At 59.6% G+C, this 17,559-nt stretch carries 13 protein-coding genes and 2 pseudogenes; 13 read left to right on the top strand and 2 right to left on the bottom strand.

Translation table 11 applies throughout. The annotated features are described in order from the left end of the window. Positions 1-74: 74 nt before the first annotated feature. Together IF690_RS29180 and IF690_RS15735 are read right to left on the bottom strand one after the other, a co-directional pair. Positions 75-173: pseudogene (locus IF690_RS29180) on the bottom strand (ESPR-type extended signal peptide-containing protein); the annotation flags it as partial. Positions 174-1,114: 941 nt separating this feature from the next. Next, positions 1,115-1,616 (bottom strand): annotated as a pseudogene (locus tag IF690_RS15735) (DUF4142 domain-containing protein). A 269-nt stretch (positions 1,617-1,885) separates the two neighbouring features. Between IF690_RS15735 and IF690_RS15730 the strand changes: the two are divergent. From IF690_RS15730 to IF690_RS15670, 13 genes are all read left to right on the top strand, one after another. After that, positions 1,886-2,347, top strand: a complete 462-nt coding sequence (locus tag IF690_RS15730) for a metallophosphoesterase (protein WP_202696381.1) — start codon at positions 1,886-1,888, stop codon at positions 2,345-2,347. A gap of 18 nt (positions 2,348-2,365) precedes the next feature. Next, complete coding sequence (locus IF690_RS15725; RefSeq protein WP_202696380.1) at positions 2,366-2,641, top strand: hypothetical protein; 276 nt, start codon at positions 2,366-2,368, stop codon at positions 2,639-2,641. A gap of 189 nt (positions 2,642-2,830) precedes the next feature. Then, positions 2,831-3,268, top strand: a complete 438-nt coding sequence (locus IF690_RS15720; protein WP_202696379.1) for a 4'-phosphopantetheinyl transferase family protein — start codon at positions 2,831-2,833, stop codon at positions 3,266-3,268. Positions 3,269-3,688: 420 nt separating this feature from the next. Beyond that, complete coding sequence (locus IF690_RS15715; protein ID WP_202696378.1) at positions 3,689-6,196, top strand: hypothetical protein; 2,508 nt, start codon at positions 3,689-3,691, stop codon at positions 6,194-6,196. A gap of 10 nt (positions 6,197-6,206) precedes the next feature. Next, positions 6,207-8,201, top strand: coding sequence for a GMC family oxidoreductase (locus IF690_RS15710; protein WP_252189483.1), 1,995 nt, complete (start codon positions 6,207-6,209; stop codon positions 8,199-8,201). Positions 8,202-8,966: 765 nt separating this feature from the next. Next, the gene (locus IF690_RS15705; protein ID WP_202696377.1) at positions 8,967-10,256 is read left to right on the top strand and encodes an aspartate aminotransferase family protein; all 1,290 of its coding nucleotides are present in this window, start codon (positions 8,967-8,969) and stop codon (positions 10,254-10,256) included. Further along, positions 10,246-10,749: a GNAT family N-acetyltransferase gene (locus IF690_RS15700; protein ID WP_202696376.1), complete on the top strand. Its 504-nt coding sequence runs from the start codon at positions 10,246-10,248 to the stop codon at positions 10,747-10,749. The genes IF690_RS15705 and IF690_RS15700 overlap by 11 nt, the downstream gene beginning before the upstream one ends. Positions 10,750-10,756: 7 nt before the next feature. Beyond that, the gene (locus IF690_RS15695; RefSeq protein ID WP_202696375.1) at positions 10,757-11,239 is read left to right on the top strand and encodes an adenylyltransferase/cytidyltransferase family protein; all 483 of its coding nucleotides are present in this window, start codon (positions 10,757-10,759) and stop codon (positions 11,237-11,239) included. A gap of 13 nt (positions 11,240-11,252) precedes the next feature. Continuing rightward, on the top strand, positions 11,253-11,921 hold the full coding sequence (locus IF690_RS15690) for an HAD family hydrolase (protein ID WP_202696374.1): 669 nt from the start codon (positions 11,253-11,255) through the stop codon (positions 11,919-11,921). Positions 11,922-11,923: 2 nt separating this feature from the next. Continuing rightward, entirely contained in the window at positions 11,924-12,970 is a 1,047-nt protein-coding gene (locus IF690_RS15685; protein ID WP_202696373.1) for an NAD-dependent epimerase/dehydratase family protein, read from the top strand. Beyond that, positions 12,964-15,225 (top strand): glycosyl hydrolase family 65 domain-containing protein, encoded by a 2,262-nt coding sequence (locus IF690_RS15680; protein WP_202696372.1) that lies wholly within the window; start codon positions 12,964-12,966, stop codon positions 15,223-15,225. The genes IF690_RS15685 and IF690_RS15680 overlap by 7 nt, the downstream gene beginning before the upstream one ends. Continuing rightward, a complete protein-coding gene (locus tag IF690_RS15675) occupies positions 15,222-16,463 on the top strand; it encodes an MFS transporter (protein ID WP_202696371.1) in 1,242 nt (413 codons plus the stop codon). The genes IF690_RS15680 and IF690_RS15675 overlap by 4 nt, the downstream gene beginning before the upstream one ends. Beyond that, positions 16,447-17,559, top strand: coding sequence for a DegT/DnrJ/EryC1/StrS family aminotransferase (locus tag IF690_RS15670; protein WP_202696370.1), 1,113 nt, complete (start codon positions 16,447-16,449; stop codon positions 17,557-17,559). Before IF690_RS15675 ends, IF690_RS15670 begins: the two co-directional genes overlap by 17 nt.

Raw genomic sequence — 17,559 nt, 5'->3', positions numbered from 1 at the left:
GGTAACGACATTGTTGACATGTTGTTGCACTTCTTCGCCTGGAACTGATGAACATCACCATTAACAATAATTGAACCACGGCTTTTGGTTTTTCCGCCACTAATAGCCAGCTCCGATGCAACAACCCAGCAACTTTTTGAAAGGCTCCAAAGTACAGTGTGTATTTTATTCATGACGTCTGGCGTCAGCCAACCTCTGCAATAATGGTTATATAAATTTTAAATTTTTGAAATCGATTGCATTTCGCTAGTCAACGATGCCGGCTCAGATGAACAGGGCTCGAAAAGAGAAGTAGTTAATTGGTTATGTGTTCGCGTAGCCAGTTTCTTGAATAGACAGCCTCCTCAAAAACTTATTGTTGCCAGTCTTTTCGCAGGTAATTAAGTTTTAGAGGGTCGTCAGTCAGAAAGTTTTAAAAGCTAATTTCACTAACTGAAGCCTTCTTTTTGCGTGACCTGATCTTTCAACTCACACAGGATGAGGCGTAATGTAATTCGCTCGTTATTGGGGAGTCTGTAGGAAAATTCCTAGCAATAGACGGATGCCTAGGAATCGCAAGGATTGATCGATTTTTAGAAAGTCTTTTTATATCAAATGGTTGTGTGTTTTTTTAATGCGGAAGGGGTGTAGGGAAAGAGGCATAGACCTTGCTGAGAAACTTCCTACATTTGTTTGGGAAATTTCCTACATGTTGAAAACTCGGGGTTACGAAATACTTCAAACTTGTAAGCGTTCGTCCCCCTTGAAGATCTGAATCCAGAAAGACTCGAGTGATCCACAGGCGTATTCGAGATGGGGAAATCTTCATCCTTTACAGAGCAGCGGGGCAGGCGATCCAGTCCCTCCACCTTTCGAGAAGTAACAGGCCAGGGCGTGATCCATCCTCCTGAACGCGCGGGATTTTTTCCTTCGGTAGCCGGTGGTCAGCCCTCGATAAACAAGGATGGAGTTTTCTTCCCGCCGTGGCGCTCTTCCCTTTAGAGGCGTCAAGCAGCGCCCGCCAGGAGGCATCCGCCGAGGAGCCTCGATCCATATCCCGGCCAACGTCCCGCTCCCGATCCGATAGCTGCCAATGCCAGCACCTGGCAAGCCCCGCGATGGCTTGCCCCTGGGCTCATTTGAGCTGCGACTGCAGTTGCTGCGCCATCTCCAGGTGATGCTCGAGGGTGGGCAGGGTCTTCTCGGCGAAGGCCTTCAGCTCGGGCTTGTCCGAAGAAGCCAATTCCTTCTTGAACAGGGCCACTGGTCTGCTTGTGGGCCACCACCTAGTTGTCGACATAGGCCTTGTCGAAGGATTCGTCACGCATCACGAGAACCCTCTTCTTGGCCTTGGCCGTCAGCGAGGCGTCGCCGGGCACCTGGATATCGAGCTTGCCGGCCAGGGCCAGCAATTCCTGGTTGGCCTTGCCGTGGTCGGCGACCATCTGCGTGGCGAACGCCTTGACCTGCGCGTTGGCGCCTTTCTCCAGGGCCAGCTTGCCGCTCTCGACCTCGTTGATAACGCCTTGCGCGACCTGTTCGACGAATGCACTGGACGTCGCCGCCAACGTACTGGACAGGCCGGCCGCCAGCAACAGGCAGCCCAGCCCCATTCGTTTCATCGGCAGGTTGTTCATATCGTTCTCCAAGAATGAAGCGAGCAGGGTGTCGCCTGACGGTTGAGCGGAGGGGCCCAGCAAAGGTTTAACTTTTTTCTGCGGTGGGCGACCGAGGAACGGGTGAAGGAAGTGTTCACCACCTCGGCGGTGCCGGATAGGCTGAAGATCCGTCTCAGCCCCCGTGATGAGCTGGAGATACCTACTGCACCGGGCAGGGAAATCGATGCGGTCTGACTTTTCAGCCCGCGCCGGCGGGCTGTTTTCAACGGCTCTGTCCAGGTACCCCAATGCGGCTATTTACCGTTTCAGATCTGCACGCCGACCATCCGGAGAACCGGAAATGGCTGGAGCAGTTGTCCCGGGACGACTACCTCGACAACATCTTGATCGTGGCGGGGGACGTTGCCGATGAAATCGGCCTGCTCAGCTCCAGCCTCGCACTGCTGAGCAGGCGCTTTCGCCATGTGTGCTTCGTGCCGGGCAATCACGACCTGTGGGTGATCCGCTCGCAGCTGCATTCGTCGTTCGATAAATACCGCGCGGTCGGCCAGGCCTGCCGCGACGCCGGGGTCCATACCCAGGCGTGTAGGGTGGGCAGTACCCTGATCGTGCCGCTGCTGGGCTGGTATGACTATTCCTTCGGCCCGTTCAACGAGACGTTGCGAGCCAACTGGATGGACTTCAAGGCCTGCCAGTGGGACGGCCATGACGACGCGGCGGTGAGCCGGGCCTTCGATGAACTCAACTAGCAGCCCGATACACGGGGCGTGCGGCACATTGTGTCGTTCTCCCATTTCCTGCCCAGGATCGACCTGATGCCGGATGGCGTACCGTTCCAGTACCGCTACCTGTATCCGGTGCTGGGCTCCGCGCGCCTCGAACGACAAGCGCGCCGGCTCGGGGCCCAGACCCATATCTATGGACACAGCCACCTCAATCGCCGCGTCACCCTGGAGGGGGTGACCTATATCAATAATGCGTTTGGCTATCCATCGGAGCGGCATATCGCCAACAAGGCCTTGCTGTGCGTGGGGGAGCTGTGAGCCTGCTGGACGATCGACGATTGCGCCTGGGCCCCGGGGAGATCCATGTCTGGAGCGCCCGGGACCCGCAGATTGGCGACGCGGCGTTGTTGGCGGCGTATCGCTCCTGGCTGAGCGCCGAGGAAACCGAGCGCATGGCGCGCTTCATGTTCGAGCGCCACCGCCATCAGTACCTGATCACCCGGGCGCTTGTCGCTGTATGCGCCAGGGGTGGCGCCGCAGCAATGGGTATTTGCCAGCAATGCCTGGGGCAAGCCGGCCATTGTCGCACCCGGGGCGCCGATGGCGTTCAACCTGTCCCATACCGAGGGGTTGGTGACGTTGGCGCTGACCCTGGAAAACAGCGTCGGTATCGACGTGGAGTCACGGCAGCGGACGACCGATACGGACCTGGCCGAGCGGTTTTTTTCCGCCAGCGAAGTCCGCTACCTGTCCAGCCTGCCGACAGCCGAGCGGGCGTCGGCGTTCATCAGCCTGTGGACCTTGAAGGAGGCCTATATCAAGGCGTGCGGCCAAGGCCTGTCGATCCCGCTGGACAGCTTTTCCTTTGACCTGACGACGCCGGGCCGGATCGGCTTTCCCTGCCAGGCGCTGGAGCCGTTCGAAGCGCGGTACTGGCGCTTCTAGCAATGGGCAAACGGGCCCTTTGTCCTGTCCCTGGACTGCCGTCCGCGGTCGCCACGCCCGTCCGGGATCGCTGTGCGGTTGTACGAGACGGTGCCCGGGCTGACTCATGGGCCAAGGGTCGCCGCCATGTGTCGAACATCCACCGCCGAAGAGCGCCCGACTCCAGCGCAACGCCCCGGGTAACCTGCGCATAGCCAATCGCAATTACCCCTGGCTTTTCATCGCCAAATGGAAGAATTGACCCGTTCGCCATGGCCTAGTATGGCGGCTGTAGGGCGTTGTAAGGCGATTGGCGTGCCGAGGTTAACCGGCCCGGTGCGCAGGCAGTCGGTTGTTCGGCCATCAGAAAAAGAACCGGTCGCGACACAGGTGTCCCCAAGGACAGAGGGACCGGTCTGCAGCACGTGCAAGGAGCAGCGCATGACACCCGTGAAGCTGATGTTGAGCATTTTCCTTCCTTTGGTGCTGTTACAGGGCTGTAGCAGCGACACGAAAAACCCCTGCGGCGACAAGCCCGGCGAGCGACTCGACGAAGCCAAGTGCGTCGGCCGCGATGCCGGCAGCCTCAAAGGCGCCGACGAGGACTACTTCGCCGACATGGACTACGGCGTGTCCAAGCAACCGCAGTTGCTGGTCGAACGACTGTCGCCCTTCATCCCTGGCATTACCGAACAGCAGGCGCTCCAGGCCTTCGCCCGCGGGCGCAACAACTGGATCGTCTGGACTGCCGGCAACGACGCGCTGTGGGACAAGCTCTCGCGCGACAGCGTCGGCAACCTGGACCTGCTCAAGACCGTCTCCAACCACCCGAGCCTGAAATACAACCGCGATAAGCGCTGGCAAGTGCTGGGGGTGGTCAACGAACCCTGCTACGTCAAGGGCGAGGGGCCGCGCGACGACCGCTACGGCCTGTGGCTGGACAAGCGCGACCCGACCTGCGCCGCCGACCCCTTCGAGGACGAAACCAAGTACCCCGGCGTGAAGATCGGCGCCCGTGGCAAGAACCTGCCGGTGGGCTCCTATTACGGCTACGGCACCGGGATCGTCGGCCTGCGGCTGTTCCCCAACCCGGACTTCGACGAGCACGCGCAGAAGAAGTGGGACGCCAAGCGCTATTACGAAGACCCCAGCTATTACAACGACAGCAAGCTGGTGAAACCTTACCGGGTCGGCATGTCCTGCGGCTTCTGCCATGTCGGGCCGAACCCGACCAACCCGCCGGCCGACCCCGAGCACCCGGCCTGGTCCAACCTCAACTCCAACCCCGGCGCGCAGTACTTCTGGGTCGACCGGATCTTCATGTGGAACCAGGACCCGAGCAGCTTCCCGTACCAGCTGTTCCACACCTCGAAACCGGGAGCGCTGGACACCTCGTTCGTCTCCACTGACTACATCAACAACCCGCGCACCATGAACGCGGTCTACAACCTCAAGGCGCGCATCGAGCTGGCCTCCAACCTGGGCAAGGAAAAGCTCGCCGGCGGCGGGCTGAACAACCGCCAGTTCAACGAGGTGCCCGGCGTGCCGCCCGACAGCCCGCTGGCACAGTTCTACAAAAAACCTGACACGGTGTTCACCCCACGGGTGCTCAAGGACGGCGCCGACTCGGTGGGCGCGCTCGGCGCATTGAACCGGGTGTTCATCAATATCGGCCTGTACAGCGAGGAGTGGACCACTCACTTCCGGCCGCTGATCGGCGGCAAGCCGATCACCCCGTTCCGCATCGACGTGGCGCGCAAGAACTCCTCCTACTGGAACGCCAACGAGGCGCAGACCCCGGACCTGGCGCTGTTCTTCCTGGCCTCGGCGACCCCGGACTACCTGAAGAACGCCCCCGGCGGCACGGCGCACCTGAGCGAGCCGGCGGCGGTGCTCGAGCGCGGCAAGGAAGTCTTCGCCGACACCTGTGCCCGTTGCCACTCCAGCAAGTTGCCGGAAAAGGCCTGGACCTTCTTTCCCGACCACGGCTGCGTGAACGACGGTTACCTCAAGTGCTGGAACAATTACTGGACCTGGAGCAAGACGCCGGAGTTCAAGACCGCGATGCGCGCCATCGTCAAGGACCAGGACTTCCTCACCGACAACTTCCTCTCCACCGAGCTGCGGGTGCCGGTGACCCTGACCGAAACCAACGCCTGCAGCCCGCTGGCGACCAACGCCCTGGGCGGCAATATCTGGGACAACTTCTCATCGCAGTCGTACAAGCAGTTGCCGGCGGTAGGCTCGGTGCTGGTGCAGAACCCCTACACCGGCGAACCCTGGGAGTACGCAATGCCGGCGGGTGGGCGCGGTTATACGCGGCCAGCCTCGCTGGTCAGTGTCTGGTCCACCGCGCCGCTGCTGCTGAACAACCGCCTGGGGCAATTCCACTGGAAAGGTGGGGTGGAGGACCGCATGGCGTCCTTCGACAGCGCGATCGAGATGCTGCTGTGGCCGGAAAACCGCACCGGCGACTTCCAGGTCATGACCCGTTCCGGCAAGACCCACATGGGCACCGTCGACGTCACCAGTCAGACCAGCTACCTGCGGGTCAGCAGCGGCTATCTGCCGACCTTCCTGCAAAAGCTCGAAGGCCTGCTCAGCCGCTGGCTGCCGTGGCTGTTCGGCGAGGACGGCATCCAGCTCGGGCCGATCCCGCAAGGCACGCCGGTGAACCTGCTGTCGAACATCGACCTGGAGAAACGCGACCAGGTGCTGGAGCTGCTGTTGAAGATCAAGCACGACCTCAAGCAACTGCCGCCCGGCGCCAGCGACGAGGAAGCCCGCAAGGTCTTCGCCGGCCTGGTCAAGCCGCTGCTGCAGGTGAGCAAATGCCCGGACTTCGTGGTGGACAAGGGGCATTACTTCGGCACCAGCTTCCTCAAGGAGGAAGCGCCCCTGAGTGATGCGGACAAACGGGCCTTGATCGCCCTGCTGAAAACTTTCTAGGTGGCCAGCGATGAACAACGAAACGGATTACGAGTACATCGTGGTGGGCTCCGGGGCAGGGGGTGGCACCGTCGCCGCCCGCCTGGCCGAACAGGGCCGCAAGGTGCTGGTGCTGGAGTCGGGCAGCGACCCGGCGGCGGACACCACCGCCCCGCGGCTGCCGGAGGAGTACCAGGTGCCGGCGTTCCACCCGCGCTCCACCGAGAACGATGCGATGCGCTGGGACTTCTTCGTCCGCCACTACAGCGACGACGCCCGCCAATTGCAGGACCCCAAGTTCACCCGGACCTTCCAGGGCGAGAACGTCGATGGGGTGCTGTACCCGCGGGCCAGTTGCCTGGGTGGCTGCACCGCGCACAACGCGATGATCACCGTCTACCCGCACAATCAGGACTGGGACCATATCGCGCAGATCACCGGCGATCCGTCATGGAAAGCCAGTGCCATGCGCGAGCACTTCCAGCGCCTGGAGAACTGCCATCACCGGCCGTTCCAGCGGTTTCTCTCCTGGTTCGGCATCAACCCGTCGCGGCATGGTTTCAAGGGCTGGCTGCACGTGGAGAAGGCGATTCCGGAGGCAGTGATCGACGACTTGTCGCTGGTGCGCTCGATCGTCGACTGCGCCGAGCAGGCGTTCAAGACCCTGGGCGAAACCCTCAAGCGCATCGGCTGGCAGTTGCAGGGCGTGGGCGACCCCAACGACTGGCGGCTGGTGCGCGAGGAAGCCATCGGCCTGCGCTATCCGCCGCTGACCACCCGGCACCACCATCGCCACGGCACCCGCGAACGCCTGCTGGATGTGCAAAAGCGCCACCCGGACAACCTGCACATCGAGCTGGATGCGCTGGTGACCCGGGTGTTGCTCGATGACCAGCAGCGCGCCTATGGCGTGGAATACATCAAGGGCGCGCGGTTGTACCGGGCCTGCACCTTGCCGCGCAATACCTCCGGTGATCTGCGCCAGGTGCACGCCAGCCGCGAAGTGATACTCGCCGGCGGTGCCTTCAACACCCCGCAACTGTTGATGCTCTCAGGGATAGGTCCGTGCGCGGCCCTGAAAGCCGTGGACATCCCGGTCCGGGTCGAGTTGCCCGGCGTAGGGCGCAACCTGCAGGATCGCTATGAGGTCGGGGTGGTCAACCGGATGAACTTCGAGCACTGGGAAGTGCTCAAGGGCGCGCGCTACGCCAAGGGCGATCCGCAGTACGAGGAGTGGGCCAAGGGCAAGGTCGGGGTCTACAGCACCAACGGCGCGGTCCTGGCGATCATCAAGAAGTCCCTGAAACAGCGGCCGCTGCCGGACTTGTTCTGCTTCTCCCTGCTGGCGCTGTTTCGCGGCTATTTCCCCGGCTACTCGAAGCTGATCGTCGAGCACCTGAACTACCTGACCTGGGCCATACTCAAGGCCCATACCAACAACAACGCCGGCTACGTCACCCTGCGTTCGAGGGACCCGGCCGACACCCCGCTGATCAACTTCCATTACTTCGAGGAGGGCAACGACACCCAGGGCGAAGACCTGCAATCGGTGGTGGAGGGCATCAAGTTCGTGCGCAACCTGGCCCAGCCACTGAAAGACGCCGGGCTGATCGCCAGCGAAGAACTGCCCGGCGATGCAGTGCAGACCGACGAACAGCTCAAGACCTTCGTCATGAACCAGGCCTGGGGCCACCACGCCTCCTGCACCTGCCCGATCGGCGCCGACGATGACCCCATGGCCGTGCTCGACAGTGCCTTCCGTGTGCGCGGCGTGGGCAACCTGCGGGTGGTAGACGCCTCGATCTTTCCCAAGATCCCTGGGTTCTTCATCGTCACCTCGATCTACGTGGCAGCGGAGAAGGCGGCGCAGGTGATTCTGCAGCAGGCCGCCGAGGCCCCGGCGCCGGCGGCAAGGGCGACGAGCAGTGCCGCCGGCAAGGAACCTGTCGCGACCGGGCAGGCGGTGATGGACGAGTCTTTCCGTCCTGCCCCGGCCAACTCACCGGGGGCTCTCGGAGAGAAATAGTGGCACGGCTGCGCACCGACAGGGTCGGGGAGACCCCAGGTGGGCAGCCGTCAGCCGGGCACAGGCGACCGCTCCTCGCCAGATCGAGCAAGGTGTCGCTGTTCGGACAGTGCCGAATCCGCAATGAATCGAAGAGTGTCTGCTTCCAGCATAGGGCGTTAGACCGCGCCAGCGAGAAACAATAATTTCGCCAATTAACGAACTGTACCGTGAAATAGCATGGGAAGTTATTTAGCTATTGGGTTAGTTGTTGGGTGCAATGTATTGATTTCTCGAGCAAAGTTTTTACTTATGATCATTTGAAATAAAAGACTCTGAACTAAAGGTGTTTGTTCTGAGGAAAAAAGTTTCTCTTTGAAAACAGTTTGTTGAGGCGCTATTTAATTATTAGGTTGACGCTGATTTTTTGCGGGTCTAGGTTTTTTACTTCAAGTCACAAGCGGGGATTAATAGTGCGGATTTGATTTTTTTATTGGAATTGAATGCATCCTGGCGAATAGCAGTAGAGTAGGGTTATTTGTGCGCGCTGGTTTCGGCGACCACCTCGATAACTCGATCAATACTCTGTATTTTTCTCAAAAGTTTGGCTGTGCTCGAACTTTTCTGCATCTCGATTTTGTCCGGGCGATCGCGCCAGATAAAAACAATGAATAACCGAGGCCGGGTTTTCCGGGCAGCTCATGGCGACTGCCTGATGAATTCATATTGACGTATCTACATGAAAAAGGAGCAGTGAAGAACATGGACTGTATTAGGGAAACACGAGTGGGAAATGTGCTGGCCGGCTGGAATCACTTATCGGTGGTCGGTCCGGTACAGATTCAGAATGCCTCGGGTGCGCGAGTCCAGATAGCCTCGGGGGAATGGTATGACGATTATATTATGGGATGGGGCTCGTGCCTGCTGGGGCATGACAGTTCCCTGATCAAGGATTCCATAACCAGTGCCTTGTCGCAGGGTTTTCTCCAACAATACGAAACGGATAAACACAGGCTGCTGAGCGAGAAGTTTTGTGCGGTCGTACCCTGTGCGGAAAAGTTGCGGCTTGTGAATTCCGGCCTGGAAGCCACCATGTATGCAACTCGCATAGCCCGTGCAGTGACCGGTAAGCGCATGATCTTGAAGTTTGAAGGGCATTTCCACGGCCTTAATGATTCTCTTACCTGGAATGTCGATTCGTCCCCTCGTTCCGCTGAAATATCGGCCAGCGGAGAGTTGGAAAGGCTCTGCGGTACCGTCGGGATTCCCGATGAATTCGGCATGTTGACCGTGCCACTGCCATGGAACGATCTGGAGGCGGTACAGCGGGCGTTCGAACGATACAAGGGCGATGTGGCGGGCGTCATTCTGGAGCCCGTTGCCTTGAATATCGGCTGTATAAAACCCGATGCGGGATTCTTGCAGGGGCTGCGGGCGCTGACTTCGGAGCAGGGCGCGCTACTGATTTTCGATGAAGTACTGACGGGGTTCCGCGGCAACATCGGCGGGGCTCAGAAAGACTACGATGTCATCCCCGATATTGCCGCCTATGGCAAAGCATTCGGCTGCGGCATGCCGATAGCGGGGATTGCGGGTAAAGCCGAGTACATGGACATCATCTCGCCACGGGGGCCGGTGCAGATCAGCGGTACCAATACGGGCCGTTATCTGTCGGTGTCCGCGGCTCTCGCCGTCATTGAACATCTGCAGGACGGCGCTGTATATCGACAGGTCTCTGACCTGGAGTCTCGGTTAAAGGCAGGTTTGAGGGATGTTTTCGATAAACACCATATTCCCTGCCACCTGGAAAGTTACGGCGGTCGGATTGGCGTTCATATTGGATCGGCAGAACGTCCCCGGACCATGAAAGACATCGAGAAGTCCTACCCAGTAGCCTTTGCGCAAAAACTGTTTTACATGCTGTCCCGTGAATATGGCCTGTATGGCTTCCTCATGCCTCTGAGTTACTGCCCTGAACCGGTGACCTTGTCGGCCGCGCACACGCCGCAAATGTTGGCGGATGCCTGTGAACGTCTGGATTCGGCACTCAAGAGGATCAAGTTCCATGAACAGTGAATCCGGCAAGGATATCTACATCAGGCGATTCAAGGAGTCCGACGTCCCGGCGCTGTTGAGACTGGTCTCGCAAATTGCCTCTGCGGAAGATCTCACTCAATCGGCCAGTGCCCAGTTTTATGGCGAACTTGAGAACCCGGATCATGAGGGCGGTCGTTTTGTAGCGACCCAGGGTTCGATGGTTATCGGAACGATGGGCTGTACTGCGGGACCGATCCCATCAAAACAGGTGCTGTGGGCCGACTGGTTGATCGTGGATAACGAGTATCGTCGGTACGGTATCGCTTCATTGTTATATGCAGAGATTGAAAAGTACGCACTGGAGCAGGGAAAGCGTTACCTGTGCCTGGATATCGGGAATATAGACAGGGAGCGGGCGGCCTATTTATTTCATCTTCGTAACGGTTTCCAGATAGTTGGCCAACTTCCCGACTACTGGGGCGAGTTCGAGCACTTGAACATAATGGCGAAACTTCTGAACTCAAGGGATTGATACTGTCATGGGCATTTTGAATAGCGTCAAAGAACTGCAGAATGTGGCCAAACACTATCGCGACAACGGTCTGGTGGTCGGGCTTTGCCACGGCTGTTTCGACATTGTCCATCCTGGGCATATCCATCACCTGCAGCGGGCCAGGACCATGGTCGACCGGTTGTTCGTGTCCATCACGGCGGACAACTTCGTGAATAAAGGTCCGGACCGGCCGGTGTTCACCGATCACAAGCGCGCCGAGTTCATGGCGTCCATCCGTTATTGCGATCACGTGATCATCAACAACACCGCTACCGCGGAATACATGATCAATACCCTGCGCCCCGATGTTTATTTCAAGGGCGCGGACTATAGCGACGGTTCGGACACCAGGCTGCAGGCCGAGCGCGCCCTGGTCGAAAGTGCTGGCGGGCGCATGGTCCTGACGGACGACGCCATATTCGACTCGACATCGCGCATTGCCAAGTTGGTCATGGCCAAGAACCTCTGACAGGTGACCGACAATGTCAACGCTCTTGCTGATCGACCTCGACGGTACCCTGATCGACACGCCCCATTTCGAAGCCTGGCGCAATGCCGCCTATCAACTGGGAGGCAAGGAACTCACTCAAGAAGAGTACATCGACCATATTGCCGGGCGCCCTCGCATGGAAGGGGCCTCACGTCTTCTGGTGTTGAAAAGAGACAGCATCGCCACGGACTCGGCCAACGCCTGGTCGGCCGGCGATCTTGCACAATACAAGCAGAGCGAGTTCCAGCGTCTTTCAGCCGGTACCGAGCTTTTCGACGATGCGCTGCGACTGTTGGCGCGCATTGGCGCTGCGGACCAGGCGGTAACCTTCTATACCGCTTCTTTGAATGCCCCGCGCTTGTTTGACCGCGCCTTGCGTCAGTCGAACCTAGGCCTGAAACGACAAAAGCCGGTGGCCCAGCAACAAGCAGGACAGACCCGGGGCGAGTTGTTCCAGCAACTCATCGGCAACTATGCCCCGGAGCATGTCCATCTTATCGACGACAGCCCATACGCGACCGACCTGGCGTGCGGGATCGGAATCCACGCCTGGCAGATCCGTCGCAATCGATATGAACCGAAAGCCAATGATCCACGAGCCTCGATACTGTCGTCGCTCGATGAATTTGCGTTGCCGAATAAAATCACAGGGAAGGAATAAAGATGAGCAAGCCATCAGTCGTTCTGGTAACCGGTGGAGCTGGTTACATAGGCTCACGTTTGGTACCGAAACTACTTGCAGCCGGTTATCGAGTCAGGGTTCTGGATGCGCTTTTCTTCGCCAATGGGCTGGAACAGCTCATGAAGCATCCGCACCTGGAGTTCATCAAGGGGGATATCCGCGACAAGCCGGCCGTTGAAAAAGCCCTGCAAGGGGCCCAAACGGTCATCCATCTTGCCGCAGTGGCAAACGATCCCAGCTTCAATTCGGCGCCTGAACTTGGCCAGTCGATCAATATCGATTGCCTGCCGCATCTCATGAGCAGCGCAAAGCGCCTGGGTTGCCGACGTTTCATCTATGCCTCGTCAGCCAGTGTCTACGGGATCAATGCGGAGCCCTTCGTCGATGAGAACCAGCCCTGCGTTCCCATCACCGACTACAACCGGTTCAAGGCCGAAGGGGAAAAGCTGCTTTTCGAGTTGACCGACCCGTCCTTCGAGACCGTGGCCGTCCGGGCCGCCACGGTGTGTGGCTGGTCGCCCCGGCAGCGTCTTGACCTTACCGTGAACATCCTCACGGCCAGTGCCCTCGCGCGGGGCCAGATCACCGTATTCGGGGGGAGCCAATACCGGCCGAACGTTCATATCGGTGACCTTACCCGGCTCTATACGATGCTCGTCCAGCGAGAGTCCCTGGGCTCCCTCTGCGGGACGGCGATCAATGTCGGTTATGAAAACCACACAGTCACCGACATCGCGAACCAGGTCAAAGACATCGTCGATCGGTATTTCCATACCGATGTGCCCATTACCACGACCAGCAGTGACGATGTTCGCTCCTACCGTCTGGATTCCCGCCGGGTCCAGCAGCACCTGGGCTTCGAGTTCATCTATTCGATCCGGGATGCAGTCCTGGAAATATGCGAGCAATGGCAGTCAGGGAAGTTCAAGGACAGCGGCGATGTCCTGGCGGACATCCGTTATCACAATGTGCGCAACATGCAGCAGAACGACTGGTCCTTCGAGTCCTCGGGAGCGGTGTCGTGCTAACGATCTCTTATGGCGAACACGCCGAGGATATAGTCGGGATCGATCCGCAGTCATCGTCCTTTGCCGCCTGCATCGCCACGCTGGCCAATGCGGCTATCGGCGTTCGCCCCCATGTGCCGGGGGCGTCGGGGCGCATGAAGCGCACGCAATTGCTGGTGGGCGGAATATATACGAGCGGACTTGGCGTCTCCCGGGAAATAGTTTCGTTGCCCGCGCCGCGAATCATCCGGCTCTATGATGTCGACACCGGTGAAGCCGCCCGCCCGCTGGATGACCACTCGACGGTTTCAATCGCCCTCGACCGGGCGACTGTCACCAGTACCGAGCGGTTCCATATCGGGGGAGCCACCTATGAGCTGACGGCCAGGCAGTTCATCGACACACCTGGTGTGCCGGCCGTTTCGACGCTCATCGCGCTGAAACGGCTCGACGACAGCTACCAGCCGCATCGATTGCGTCTGGACTATGGCGTGGAGGCTACGGCACTGAATGAATACCTGGGTGCCTCCGAGTGGCTGACGGCCCGACACTATGAGATCAAGCGCGGCCTTTGCGACCGGGAATGTTTCAGCGTTGTCCTGGATACGGCGGAACGACGACTGCGTTGTAACGTCCAGCTCGAACGGTCGGATCCTCGCGCCAGCTCCGCCATTTTATGGGCGGGCGAGGAGGGCGGATACATTGCCTCGGTCACGTTTGACTTCGCGGCAGTCAGGCAGCATCGGTTGTCGACGCACTGGCGGATCGAACCCGACACGGATAAAACCTCTGGAGACTTTCCATCGAGACTCGATCTCGCCCACATCGAAAACGAACACCTGGACCGGTGGCGCGCCCTCTGGAGAGATCACGAGGTTTCGGTGAACTCATCGGGACACCGCGTCGAGCTCGGCATGAAGTACGCGGTGTTCCAGCTGCTGCAACAGGGTATCGGCTCCAGGCTCTATCGGCGCGGGGCCATTTCACCGGCCCGCGGGCTGACCAGTACCTATCATTCCGGCGCCACCTTCTTCGATACGGAGCTTCATAAGTGCATCTTCTGGATCTGGAATGAACCGGACATTGCCAAAGCCTTGATCGACTATCGCTACGATTTCATCGAGTGCGCGCAGCAGTTCGCCACGTCCACCGGGTTCTCTGGAGCACGCTATCCAGAAGCGGCCAATGACCTGGGTACAGAGAACGGCCCTCACTATGTTCTGTCTTATCCCGATCCGCAGCTCAGGCGAGAGTGGAGCGTCCACGAAGTTCTGCACATATCGGCAGATGTCTGTTATGCGCTGAACAAATATTGGATGGCCACCGGGGACGATGCCTACATGCAGTCCCGCGGGTACCGCATGATGGTGGAGAGCGCCAGATTCGCCGCCTCTGCATTCCAGTGGTCGCAGGGCAAGCAGGCCTATGTCGTGAACTCGGTCATGGGCCCGGATGAATATCACTATCATGTGGATAACAGCTTTTTTACCAACTACATGCTCAGGTGGTGCATCCGGCTCTCCCTGTCATTGCTCGGGCGCCCCGGTTTTCCTCGACTGGCGGCGGAAGAAATCGAGTTGTGGCAAAGGATTTCCGACAACGTCTACCTGCCCTGGATCAACGTCGATGGCGTTGCGATTCCCGAAGAGTTCGAGGGCTATGCTGCGCTGCCGGACATTCAGCTCAGGCGCGATAAAAAACGCGGTCCGCAATTTGCCGACGATAGCGAGCGGGAGTCGGCGGAAAAGCTGCAGAACTTCAGTTCGCGCCTGGTCAAGCAGGCTGACATTGTCCTGCTGATGTCATTGTTCCCGGCTGACTTTCCAGAGGCCGTCAAGCGGGCCGCTTTCAATTATTATGAGCCGCGTACCGTCCATGAATCTTCGCTGAGTTACGGTCCCCATGCCGTGGTGGCCGCGCATCTGGGCGAGACCGGGGCCTGCGCCGACTTCATGGAACGTGCGAGCCGCTACAACCTAGACTTCACCCCCGTCACCGATTACAGCAATGGCCTGCATCTTTCCGCCTATGCGGGGGCCTGGCAAGGACTCGTGGAGGGGTTGTCCGGCCTTGCTATCAAGGATGGCCAGCTGTGTTTCAGGCCACGGCTGCCCGCACATTGGACCTGCTATCATTTCGCCCTTCACTTTCGCGGACAGCGGCTCAAGGTCGCGGTGCTCGGGGACGGCGAACTGGAGGTCAGCCACGGGGATGTGAAGCTCGTGACGCAATCCAACCAGGACGGAAGTCTATGCCTCAAGGAGGGGTGCATATGATCTCGATCAGCGATCGCTTATCGCCTTACAACGACGCGCTCAGCGTGGCGTCTTTTCGCAAGTTGCTCATCGGCCAGGGACTCTCCATGGCCGGCGACGCCATTTGCCTGGCGGCGCTGCCGATAGCGCTGATCCGGGCCGGTTTCGGTGGCGAAGTATTCGGCTTTGTCATGGCGGCCGTCGGCGTGGGGACCGTCATCGGCGCCTTTGCCGGAGGCATGCTGGCGGACCGCAAGTCTCCGAAACAGGTGCTGATCTATACCGATACGGTAAGAGGCATCGCCCAGTTGGCCGCCGTCGCCCTGATCGTTTCCGGCGCCCCCTGGTGGGGGCTGGTGCTGGCCTATCTGATATTCGGCATCGGTATCGGCGTGTCCCGCCCGTGCGCCCAGGTGCTGCTGGTCAACCTGCTGCCCAAGCAAGCCCTGGTGGCCGGCAACGGCGCCATGAACTTCATCGATAACCTGGTCGCCATTCTGTTCCCCGCGACGCTGGGGGTATTCATCATCCTCTGGGATCCCGTCTGGGGGATATTGATCGATGGCCTGACCTTCTTCTGCGCGGCCATCTATACCGCGCAATTGCCCAACGTGGGCCACCACGAATCCGAAGAAGAGTTTTCCATTCGTGAAGCGGTGAACGGCCTAACGGTCGTCGTTGGCAACCCGACGCTGCTGCTCGGTTTCGCCGCGACGCTGGTGGTGAACGTCCTGTGTTTCCCGATTTTCCTGGTTGTCGCTCCCTACGCCATCAGCGACCGCTTCAGCGAGGAAATGTGGGGCCTGTGCCTGGCCGCATCGGGGTTTGGCGCCTGCCTGGGTTCGATCATCACGGTGCTGACCAACGGGCATGAACGGCTGATCGGGCTTGCCGTGACCTGCGGCCTTTTCCTGGCAGGCGCCATGGCGCTCCTGGGCATGGGCAGCTCGGCCTGGATGGCCATCCTGGGGGCGACCTTCGTGGGGATCGTCGAAGCGTCGTGGCTCACCGGATGGGCGACGGCCATGCAAACGCTTTCGCCGGAGAAGGACCTGGGCAAAGTCGTGGCGGTCGATACCTTCGTGACCAGTGGGGTACACCCCTTCATTTACCTGGGCAGCGGTATCGTCGGCGGCATTGTCGGCTATTCCCAGACCCTGACCCTGACCGCCATCGTCAGTATCGTCGGAACGTTCTTGATCGTTCTGACGTCCCTCATGTTCATGCCCAGGAGCGCCCGAAATGATCAAGTGCAATAACGTCCAAGAGCAGGCGCAGGATCTGTCTGCACAGATGTTCGAACGCTGGCACGCGCTTTTGCTGGGCGGGGATTTCGTGCTTGGCGAGGAGGTCACGCAATTCGAAACCTGGATGTCCGAGCGTTGCAACGGCGCCCATGCCATCGCGCTGAACTCCGGCACCGATGCGTTGTTCCTGGCGTTGCGGGCCCTGGGGATCGGGCCGGGCGACGAGGTCATCACCTGCGCCAACACCTTCGTTGCCACGGTGGGCGCGATAGTCTCTGCCGGTGCCCGACCCGTTCTGGCCGACGTGGGCGACGATGAGCTGATCAGCGTCGACACCCTCGAGCCGCTGCTGAGTGCCCGGACAAAGGCGGTCATTCCCGTCTACCTGCGAGGACGGCCGGTCAATATCGACGCGATCCTCGACCTCTGCCGCTCGCGTGGCGTGGCGGTCATCGAAGATTGCGCCCAGGCCATCGGCACGACCATCGATGGCTGCCAGGTGGGGACTCGTGGCGACGCATCGGCCTTCTCCATGCATCCGTTGAAGACCCTCGGCGGCCTGGGGGATGGAGGCGTCCTGGTCACCACCAACCTGAAAATTGCCGAGTATGCGCGCAGCGTCCGTAATCATGGATTGGAAAATCGCAATGAATCCGTCCAGTTCGGCATCAACTCGCGCCTCGACTCTCTGCAGGCGGCGGCGCTCAACATCAAGACCCGGTATCTGGACCAATGGTTGAAGCGGCGCACGGAAATTGCCGCCTTCTATGATCGAACCCTGTGCGATACCGCCACAGGCGTGGACCTCGGGGGAGGCAAGCCAGGAAACGCCTATTACCACTACGTCGTGAAATCCACGGACCGGGACCGGCTGCAGCGCTACCTGGCCGAGCAGGAGATTCAAACCGCCATCCACTATCCGATCCCCATTCATCGGCAAAGAGCCTGGCTCTCCAGCCAGCCTCAGATCGTGCTCCCCAACACCGAGCGCCTGTCCCGGGAAATGCTGACCCTTCCTTGCCATCACCATTTATCGGACAGCGACGTGGAAAGGGTGGTACTGGCGATCAAGCAATTCGAACGCCTGGGCGCCCGGGTGGCGATCTGA

Origin of the sequence: Pseudomonas sp. SK3(2021), assembly GCF_016772375.1 — a bacterium.
GTDB classification, from domain to species: Bacteria; Pseudomonadota; Gammaproteobacteria; order Pseudomonadales; family Pseudomonadaceae; genus Aquipseudomonas; species Aquipseudomonas chlororaphis_I.
This window is presented reverse-complemented; position numbering and strand designations above follow the sequence as displayed.